Origin of the sequence: Curtobacterium sp. HSID17257, assembly GCF_003989515.1 — a bacterium.
Taxonomy (GTDB): domain Bacteria; phylum Actinomycetota; class Actinomycetes; order Actinomycetales; family Microbacteriaceae; genus Curtobacterium.
The window spans coordinates 1-9,289 of record NZ_RBLU01000119.1; the positions used below are offsets into that span (position 1 = coordinate 1).

At 71.2% G+C, this 9,289-nt stretch carries 11 protein-coding genes and 1 tRNA gene; 8 read left to right on the forward strand and 4 right to left on the reverse strand.

Annotated features, from left to right (window positions below; translation table 11 throughout):
• The 5 genes from D8M35_RS13955 to argG all read left to right on the forward strand — a co-directional run.
• On the forward strand, window positions 1-595 hold a 595-nt coding region (locus D8M35_RS13955; RefSeq protein WP_161972674.1), incomplete at its 5' end, for a C40 family peptidase.
• A 378-nt stretch (window positions 596-973) separates the two neighbouring features.
• Window positions 974-1,468, forward strand: a complete 495-nt coding sequence (locus D8M35_RS13960; protein WP_126892399.1) for an HNH endonuclease — start codon at window positions 974-976, stop codon at window positions 1,466-1,468.
• 236 nt (window positions 1,469-1,704) lie between these two features.
• Window positions 1,705-2,820, forward strand: a complete 1,116-nt coding sequence (locus tag D8M35_RS13965) for an epoxide hydrolase family protein (RefSeq protein WP_126892400.1) — start codon at window positions 1,705-1,707, stop codon at window positions 2,818-2,820.
• A gap of 13 nt (window positions 2,821-2,833) precedes the next feature.
• Window positions 2,834-2,908 (forward strand) — tRNA-Arg (locus D8M35_RS13970).
• A 160-nt stretch (window positions 2,909-3,068) separates the two neighbouring features.
• Complete coding sequence (argG, locus tag D8M35_RS13975; RefSeq protein ID WP_126892401.1) at window positions 3,069-4,508, forward strand: argininosuccinate synthase; 1,440 nt, start codon at window positions 3,069-3,071, stop codon at window positions 4,506-4,508.
• A gap of 307 nt (window positions 4,509-4,815) precedes the next feature.
• On the opposite strand, the gene D8M35_RS13980 is transcribed toward argG, so the two are convergent.
• Window positions 4,816-5,952, reverse strand: coding sequence for an AI-2E family transporter (locus D8M35_RS13980; RefSeq protein ID WP_126892402.1), 1,137 nt, complete (start codon window positions 5,950-5,952; stop codon window positions 4,816-4,818).
• A gap of 387 nt (window positions 5,953-6,339) precedes the next feature.
• Here D8M35_RS13980 and D8M35_RS17225 point away from each other — a divergent pair, with 387 nt between their 5' ends.
• The 3 genes from D8M35_RS17225 (at window position 6,340) to nadE (ending at window position 7,745) form a co-directional block, all read left to right on the forward strand.
• On the forward strand, window positions 6,340-6,468 hold the full coding sequence (locus D8M35_RS17225) for a hypothetical protein (protein WP_274542778.1): 129 nt from the start codon (window positions 6,340-6,342) through the stop codon (window positions 6,466-6,468).
• Between the two features lie 205 nt (window positions 6,469-6,673).
• Complete coding sequence (locus tag D8M35_RS16430) at window positions 6,674-6,841, forward strand: hypothetical protein (RefSeq protein ID WP_153257448.1); 168 nt, start codon at window positions 6,674-6,676, stop codon at window positions 6,839-6,841.
• A gap of 76 nt (window positions 6,842-6,917) precedes the next feature.
• A complete protein-coding gene (nadE, locus tag D8M35_RS13985) occupies window positions 6,918-7,745 on the forward strand; it encodes an ammonia-dependent NAD(+) synthetase (protein WP_126892403.1) in 828 nt (275 codons plus the stop codon).
• 81 nt (window positions 7,746-7,826) lie between these two features.
• Here nadE and D8M35_RS13990 read toward each other — a convergent pair whose 3' ends face one another.
• The 3 genes from D8M35_RS13990 to D8M35_RS14000 form a co-directional block, all read right to left on the reverse strand.
• A complete protein-coding gene (locus tag D8M35_RS13990) occupies window positions 7,827-8,294 on the reverse strand; it encodes a hypothetical protein (RefSeq protein ID WP_126892404.1) in 468 nt (155 codons plus the stop codon).
• 166 nt (window positions 8,295-8,460) lie between these two features.
• Window positions 8,461-8,736 carry a GlsB/YeaQ/YmgE family stress response membrane protein gene (locus D8M35_RS13995; RefSeq protein ID WP_066656492.1) on the reverse strand — a complete coding sequence of 92 codons (276 nt, stop codon included), beginning with the start codon at window positions 8,734-8,736 and terminating at the stop codon, window positions 8,461-8,463.
• A 125-nt stretch (window positions 8,737-8,861) separates the two neighbouring features.
• On the reverse strand, window positions 8,862-9,125 hold the full coding sequence (locus tag D8M35_RS14000) for a glutaredoxin family protein (RefSeq protein ID WP_058749273.1): 264 nt from the start codon (window positions 9,123-9,125) through the stop codon (window positions 8,862-8,864).
• Between the last annotated feature and the right edge of the window lie 164 nt (window positions 9,126-9,289).

A 9,289-nucleotide genomic window follows, 5' to 3' on the forward strand; every position in this document is an offset into this window, starting at 1 on the left:
TGCGCAGCAGTTCTCGGTGTCCGACGCCGTGGCCCTCGCCGGGACCTCGCGCGACGGCTTCGGTGCGACTGCGCAGTCCACGCTCGACGCCGAGGCCGCGCAGAAGGCCGCAGCCGAGCAGGCCGCCGCCGCGCAGGCGCAGGCAGCAGCGACCCAGGCGGCACGTGCGCAGACCGCGAAGCAGTACTCGTCGTACAGCGGCCCGTCCGTGAACCAGATCGCCTCGAGCGCGGCCGCCGCGAACACCCCGTTCTCGCTGCCGGCCGTCGTCGCCACCGCGAAGCAGTACATCGGCACCCCGTACGTCTTCGGTGGCGCGGACCCGTCCGGCTTCGACTGCTCGGGCTACATCATGTACGTCTACGCGCAGTACGGCATCAGCCTGCCGCACTCGGTCCCGCTGCAGGACGCCGCGGGCACCACGATCCCCGAGTCGCAGGCACAGCCGGGTGACGTCGTGGTCTTCAACGACGGCTCGCACGACGGCTTCTACATGGGCAACGGCATGATCATGGACGCGCCGAAGCCCGGTGGTTCCGTCTCGATCCGCCCGATCTGGACGAGCAGCTACCACATCGTGCGCTTCGGGATCTGATCCCCGACACCCGCGCAGCGGCGACGACGAGTGTGTCGTTCCCGTGAACACTCCCGGAAACCGGTCCGCACACCCTCGTGTCGGGCCGGTTTCCGACGTAGCCTGGTGGTGCACCGGTCCGATCCGGCCCGAACACGGGAGACCTCATGTCAGCGTTCCGCACGACCCGCACCACGGGTCGGCGCGCGCTCGTGGACATACGGTCGACCGCCCCCTGCGTGCACCATCACGCACCTGCATGACGAGAGCACTGCCCATCCGGGTGGTGCTCTTCGTGGTTCAGGGCGTGGTCGCAGGTCGCGGTCCCCTGTCGACGTCGATCGGCCCGACGCACCCGCAGCGCCTGGAAGCCGTCCAGGCACCGTCGGAAGGGAACCCATGCGCACTCTCGTCCTCAACGCCGGTTACGAGCCCCTCGCGGTGATCTCGGACCGACGGGCCCTCGTGCTGGTCATGAACCAGAAGGCCGCCGTCATCGCCGCAGACCTCGACCACCCGGTCACGGGGTCGTCCGCGAGCTTCGACCGTCCGTCCGTCATCATCCTCACGCACTACGTGCGCATCCCGCACGCCCGGCTCGTGCCGGTCTCACGTCGCGGGGTCCTGCGGCGTGACGCCAACCGCTGCGCGTACTGCGACCGGCACGCCACCACGATCGACCACGTGCAGCCACGGTCGCGCGGCGGCCAGGACTCGTGGGAGAACCTCGTCGCCTGCTGCCTGGCGTGCAACAACACGAAGGGCGACCGCACGCCGCAGGAGATGGGGTGGCGACTGCGGTTCCGGCCGAAGGCGCCCCACGGGGCGTCCTGGGTGGTCCGCGGGATCGAGCGCCCGCAGTCGGAGTGGGACGAGTACCTGGTGGCCGCGTAGCGGCGGCTCGCGCCGCGACGGACGGGAGGCGCGTGGCGGCGCCGCCACGCGCCTCCCGTCCGTCCCCGGTCGCGCTGGCGTGCGCGCGGCTGCTTCCGTGAGTGGTGCACCCGGTCGGAACGGGCGTGCCTGGTCGGAACGGGCGTACCCGGGCTTCCCGAACGACCAGGTACGCCCGATTCCGCTTCCCATCGCGCGCGTGATGGGAAGGAACGGGCGGGCGTAGCGTGCGAGCCATGAGCGAGACGCCCGTGATCGACGACGCCACGATCGAGGACCTCCGAGCCCGACTCCGCGCCACGCGGTTGCCGGACGTGCCAGCCGGCACCGGGTGGTCGCTCGGCGTCGACGTGGACGAGCTCCGGCCCCTGGTCGAGTACTGGGCGGACGGGTTCGACTTCGACGCACACCGGGAGCAGCTCGCCGCGCTGCCGTCCGAACGGCACGTCGTCGACGGTATCCGGGTCCACGTGCTGCATGCGCGATCCGGTCATCCCGATGCCCTCCCGCTGCTGCTCGCCCACGGCTGGCCGGACTCCGGGTGGCGGTACCGCAAGGTCCTCCCGATGCTCGTCGCGGCCGGGTTCGACGTGGTCGTGCCGGACATGCCCGGGTACGGCTTCTCGGACGCGCCACCGCGGGTGCTCGACGCCCGCGAGGTCGCGGGCATGTGGGCGACGCTGATGACGGACCTCGGGTACGAGCACTTCGCGGCGTCGGGTGGTGACATCGGGACGCACGTCGTCCGCTACCTCGCGCTCGACCACCCCGACCGGGTCGTCGCCGCGCACCGGATCGACGGCGGTCTCGCCTGGCCGGGGATCGACACCTGTTCGTTGTCGCCGGCCGAGCGGGCCTTCGTGCAGGAGACCGACCGGTGGCGGACCGCCGAGGGCGCCTACGCGATGATGCACCGCACCAAGCCGCAGACCGCCGCCGTCGGACTCACCGACTCGCCCGCGGGCCTCGCCGCGTGGATCGTCGAGAAGCTCCGGTCGTGGAGCGACTGCGGCGGTGACCTCTGGTCGCTCTACACGCGGGACGAGGTCCTGGCGCTGCTCACCGAGTACTGGGCGACGGCGACCATCGGCTCGTCGATGCGGATGTACCACGCGAACGCCGCGATCCCCGCCGCGCAGCTGAGTCGGCGGGTGGAGGTGCCGTCGGGGTTCTCGGTGTTCCCGGGTGACATCGTCCGGGCACCGCGGGAGTGGCTCGAGCGGACGACGAACCTCGTGTACCACCACGAGCTCGACCGGGGCGGGCACTTCGCGCCGTTCGAGCAGCCGCAGTTGTTCGTGGACGAGGTCTGCGCGTTCCTGGAGCCGTACCGCGGGTCGATCCGCCGCTAGAGTGGACGGGCCAGCCTCTGTAGCTCAATGGAAGAGCAGTTCCGTCCTAAGGAAACGGTTGGGGGTTCGAGTCCCTCCAGGGGCACCAGTCGTCGTCGGGGGTTCGAGTCCCTGCAGTGCCTCCGAGGGGCACCAGTCGTCGTCGGGGGTTCGAGTCCCTGCAGTGCCTCCGAGGGGCACAGCAGGTCGGACGCGAGCCGATCGATGCGGGTCGATGTACCGACTGGACTCCCCGTACGATTGACCCCGTGTCCAAGGTCCTGAGCAGTCTCCCCGTCGGCGAACGAGTCGGCATCGCGTTCTCCGGAGGTCTCGACACCTCCTGCGCGGTCGCCTGGATGCGCGAGAAGGGAGCGGTGCCCTGCACGTACACGGCCGACATCGGCCAGTACGACGAGCCGGACATCGACGCCGTCCCGGGCCGTGCGAAGGAGTACGGCGCCGAGATCGCCCGCATCGTCGACGCGAAGAGCGCCCTGGTCGAAGAGGGCCTCGTGGCCCTGCAGACCGGCGCCTTCCACATCCGCTCCGGCGGCAAGACCTACTTCAACACGACGCCGCTCGGCCGCGCCGTCACGGGCACGATGCTCGTCCGTGCGATGCGCGAGGACGGCGTCGACATCTGGGGCGACGGCTCCACCTACAAGGGCAACGACATCGAGCGGTTCTACCGCTACGGCCTGATGGCGAACCCGCGCCTGCGCGTCTACAAGCCGTGGCTCGACACCGAGTTCGTCGAGGAGCTCGGCGGCCGCAAGGAGATGAGCGAGTGGCTCGTCGCCCGGGGCTTCCCGTACCGCGACTCCACGGAGAAGGCGTACTCGACCGACGCGAACATCTGGGGCGCCACGCACGAGGCCAAGAGCCTCGAGGAGCTCTCGAGCGGCCTGGACATCGTCGAGCCGATCATGGGCGTCGCCGCCTGGCGTGACGACGTCGAGGTCGCCACCGAAGAGGTCTCGGTCCGCTTCGAGGCCGGTCGTCCGGTCGCGATCAACGGCGTCGAGTACGCCGACGCCGTCGCGCTCGTGTACGAGGCGAACGCCATCGGTGGCCGTCACGGTCTCGGCGCCTCGGACCAGATCGAGAACCGCATCATCGAGGCGAAGAGCCGCGGCATCTACGAGGCGCCGGGCATGGCCCTGCTCCACATCGCCTACGAGCGTCTGCTCAACGCGATCCACAACGAGGACACGGTCGCGGCGTACCACAACGAGGGTCGCCGCCTCGGTCGCCTCATGTACGAGGGCCGCTGGCTCGACCCGCAGTCGCTCATGCTCCGCGAGTCGCTGCAGCGCTGGGTCGCCTCCGCCGTCACCGGCGAGGTCACGCTCCGCCTGCGTCGCGGCGACGACTACACGATCCTCGACACCACGGGTCCGGCGCTGTCGTACCACCCGGACAAGCTCTCGATGGAGCGCGTCGGTGACGCAGCGTTCGGCCCGGACGACCGCATCGGGCAGCTCACGATGCGCAACCTCGACATCGCGGACTCGCGCTCGCGACTCGAGCAGTACGCCGCCGCCGGGCTCATCGGCGGCGCGACGGGCGAACTCGTCGGGCAGCTGCAGGCGGGCGAGGCCGAGGAGATCCTCGGTGGTGCCGTCGTCTCCAGCGAGGACGAGGCTCTCGGCCGCGCGACGGACGCCGCGTCCGAGGGTGCCGCGTTCGACTCCGGGACCGACTGACCCACACCGCACCGACACGAACGGGAGCCCCTGCTGCGCGCGGGGGCTCCCGTTCGTCGTCCGGCGGCCGGTGCGGGCGCACGGTACGACACCGCGCGCGTCGATCGACACGTGTGACGTCGGTTCGTGCACGCGCATCCGATGCGGGCGCATCGTGCGACATCGCGCGCGTCGAACGACGCGTGTCACGTCGCGGACGGCGCGCCGACGGAGCTGCCGGCCCGCGACGCCGACGGCCCCCACGGGACGCAACGGGAGGCGCGGTACCGTCCGGCACCGCGCCTCCCGTTGCGTCCCGTGGGGGCGTCTACCGCCGCTCGGCCGTCTCCGGACGCTTCTGCCGCCACGGCTCCGCCGGCAGGTCCGGCCCGCCCCACACCTGCACGGCGCCCCACGCCGCGGCCAGGAGCGGCACGGAGATGATCGCGCCGGTGATGCCCGCGAGCACCGTGCCCGCGGTCAGGCCGATCAGGATCACCAGGCCGTGCAGCTTGAGCGTCTTGCCCATCAGCACCGGCTGCAGCAGGTTGCCCTCGAGCTGGTTCACGAGCACCACGATGCCGACCACGATGAGCGCGGCCACGGGGCCGTTCGCGACGAGGGCGACGAGCGCGGCGAGGATGCCCGCGGCGGTGGCGCCGACGATCGGGATGAACGCGGTGATGAACACGACGACGGCGAGGGGGAGTGCGAGCGGCACACCGACGATCGCCAGGCCGACGCCGATGCCGACGGCGTCCACGGCTGCGACGCTCGCCGTTCCGCGGACGTACCCGCCGAGGGTCTGCACGACCCGGTCGCCGACGCGACGGGCGCGCTCGTACCGGGCGCCGGTGAACGGACGGAGGAGGAACTCCCAGATCGCCGGGCCGTCCTTGAGGAAGAAGAACAGCACCACGATCATCAGGACGAGCCCGGTCAGGAAGTTCGCCGTGGCGGACGCCCCGGCCAGGGCGCCGGAGCCGAACTGCGAGCTGGTCAGGAAGCCCTGCACGCCGTCGACGACCTGGTCGACCTGCTGGTCGGAGATCGAGAACGGCAGGTGGGCGACGGTGTCCTGCAGCTGCTGGAACCCGCTGATCGCGGACTTCTGCAGGTCGGGCCACTGGGCGATCACGGCGACGACGATGAGCCACCCGACCAGGCCGAGGACCACGAGGACGCCGAGCAGGACCGCGAGGGTCGCGAGCACCGACGGCACCTTGTGACGACGGAGCCAGGACACGACCGGGTGCATGGCGGAGGCGATGATCAGGGCGAGGAGCACCGGGATCGTCACGACGCTCAGGGTCGCGGCGGCGTAGACGATGCCGATCGCGATCACGAGCACGATGATCACCTGCAGGCACCGGGTCGCCAGGCTCCCGAACCCGTCCGTCCACTTGCGGGTGAGTGGACCTGGTGTCGCGTCTGCGGGGGTGGTGTGGTTGCCGAACAGGGGCATGGGGCTCCTCGGTGGTGGTGCGGAGCTTCCACGCTACCGACGCAGCCGACCCGCGGCCGGTGACGTCCGGGGACGCCGCTAAGCGCATCGACCTGGACGCGCTCCGACCTCGCTTCTACGCTGGAGTCACCGGGTTCACTCACAGGGTCCCGTCGTCACGATGCCCTCGCGGTCTGCGAGGTCTGGCACAGCGGGACGACCCGGTCGGATCCGAGGTGAGCAACACCTCGATGAAGGGCTGGTCCTCATGACCGCCACGTACCCGTGCTCCACGCACCTCGACTTCCCGGCGGGGCAAACCCGCACCCCCGTCTCGACCTTCTCCGCCACGACCCTGCAGGTCCTCTCGTGACGCCCCGCCCCACCGAGGACTGGCACCGTCACGGCATGCGCTCCCCCGACGAGGTCGCCGAGCTGATCGCCGACCGCGTCGGTGGCACCTCCGACGCCGCCGTGCCCGTCGGCGCCGAGCACGACGAGCCCTCGTACGCGGACTTCCTCGGCGAGCAGGTCTGACGCGGCGAGCAAGTCTGACGCGGCGAGCAGGTCAGCAGGTCTGACGCGGCGGCCCGGCCGCCAGGCCTGACGTGACGACCAGGCCCGCCGCGGTCCCCCGGACGGGGGACTCGCGGTGCGGCGCACCTGCGTGCATGATCCTCCGCAAGGGCTCCGTGCCCCGTCCCGTCTCACCAGCGGGACCCCGGATCAGGGAGGACCCGACGTGCACGACCACGACACCCATCCGTTCGACCGCCACGTCGGCCCGCCGCACGTCGAACGCTTCCGGCTCACCCGGACCGACGAGATGCTGCGCGTGGTCTGCACGTGCGCGATCGGCGCCGACCACGACAACACCATCCGGCACCCCACCACGCCCACGGTCGCCTGAGTCCAGCGGGTGAACGGCAGCCGCGTGCTCCCGGTGAATCCGGTCCTGCGCGCAGGAGCCGCGGGATAATCGAGGCGTGCGTGAACTCCAAGCCACCATCGCCGCGGACCTCGACGTCCGGCCGACCATCGACCCCGAGCAGGAGGTCGCCCGCCGCGTCGCGTTCCTGCGCGACTACCTGACCACGACCGGCGCGAAGGGCTACGTCCTCGCGGTCAGCGGAGGCCAGGACTCGACGCTCGCGGGGCGACTCACCCAGCTCGCGGTCGAGTCCCTGCGCGCCGAGGGCCGCGAGGCCGAGTTCGTCACCGTCCGCATGCCGTACCGCGTGCAGGCGGACGAGGACGACGCGCAGCTCGCCCTGCAGTTCATCGCGGCCGACCCGGGCATCGTCGTGAACATCGAGCACGGTGTCGACGGCGTGGTCCAGGACACCTCGACCTCCGGCGTCGCGCTGAGCGACTTCGTGAAGGGCAACGTCAAGGCGCGCATGCGGATGGTCGCGCAGTACGCCGTGGCCGGACAGCGTGGGCTGCTGGTCGTCGGTACCGACCACGCGGCCGAGGCCGTGACGGGCTTCTTCACCAAGTACGGCGACGGCGGCGTCGACCTCACACCCCTGACCGGACTCACGAAGAGCCAGGGGCGGCAGCTCCTCGAGCACCTCGGTGCGCCGGCACGCCTGTACGAGAAGGCGCCGACCGCCGACCTGCTCGACGACCTGCCCGGCCAGACGGACGAGGCGAACCTCGGGCTGACCTACGTCGAGATCGACGCGTACCTGCAGGGGCACGACGTGCCGGACGAGGTCGCCGAGGCGATCGAGGCTCGGTACCGCGCGACCGAGCACAAGCGTCGCGTGCCCGCGACGCCCTTCGACAGCTGGTGGCAGCAGGGCGCGTAGGCACGCTCCGCGGAACCACACGACGGGAGGCGCGGTGCAGGTCCGACCTGCACCGCGCCTCCCGTCGTGTCGCGGTCGGGATCAGCCCCGGTCGCGCCCGTCGTCGTTGCGTCGCTGCTGGGCGCCGGCGTCCTCGCGGGTGTCGTCGCGGCGGTCGTCGCGGGGGTCCGTGACCGCTCCGCCGTCCGCCGACTCCTGCGGCTGACCCTGCAGCGCCTCGCGCTCAGCCGCCAGTCGCTGCTGCCAGACGACACTGCGTGCTGCGCCCTCGAGCACGTCCTCGACCTTGCCGCCCGTCTTCGCAGCGAGTGCCCCGCTCAACCCGGCCGTGAGCGTTCCGCCGGCCGCTGCGAGCCGCTCGACGACCTCCTCCTGCCGGGGTGTGAGCGGCTCGTCGACCATGCTGTCGACGGTCTCGCGGATGTTCTCCTCGCTGGCGTCGAGCGAGGCGTCGTCCCCGGACTGCAGGGCGGCGGCCTCACCGACGATGACGAGTCCGAGCCGTGCGGCGTCGTCCTCGGGACGGGGGCGTTCGTTCTCGTCGGTCATGGCGGGGACGCTACGCCCCGGCCGGTGTGCGACCGTCAGCCCGCTGTCCCCCCCCCGGTTCCTCGTTCGTGTCCCGGAACGACGAACGACCCCGGACCGTCTCGGTCCAGGGTCGTTCGAGTCCGTACCCGGCGCCCCCGCGTCGGTCAGCGGAACGCCGAGGCGATCAGCGGCGCGCGCCCCGACCGGCGAAGCGGGTGTAGAGGAACAGCACGATGACGGCACCGATGATGGAGCCGATGATGCCGGCCGGCTGGAAGAAGCCGTCCATCGGGTCGTGCTGGAAGATCAGGAAGCCGAGGAAGCCGCCGACGAACGAGCCGATGATGCCGAGCACGATCGTCATGAGGATCGACATGTGCTGCTTGCCGGGGATGATGAGCCGGGCGAGGGCGCCGGCGATGAGGCCGATGATGATGAGGCTGATGATGAGACCGAGCACGGTGTCCTCCTTGTGTCAGACCCGCCGCGGTCCGGGGGTGTCCGCGGTCGTGGTCGGCCCCGATTGAACTCCGGTCTTCCCCAGCGTGTTCACAGCCTGCGTGGAGGCGCAGCCTCGGCTGCCGGTCAGACCGCCCCGGTGGCCTCGAGCTCGGCCTGCAGTTCGGCGTCCGAGGGCTCGACGAAGTGCTTGCCGTTCGGCAGCACCACGACGGGGATGTTCTTGCGGCCGCTGATCGCCTCGGCACGGTCGGCTGCGGAGAGGTCGGCCTCGACGTCCACGTAGTCGTAGTCGACCCCGAGCCGGTCGAGGAGCGCCTTCGACCGTCGGCAGTCGCGGCACCAGTCCGCGCCGAACATGGTCACCTTGTCGAACGTCGCATCAGTCATGTCCTCACAGTACGTCCGACGGCAGCCGGACATTCCCGCGGGCCGCCGTCGTCGACACCGGGCCGACCCTCGCGCCCCCTACGATGGCCCCATGCCGCAGCGACCCGACCCCGAGCGGGCCGCCTGGGCCTCCGCGGCCGTCCGCCGCTTCGCCGCGGCGACCA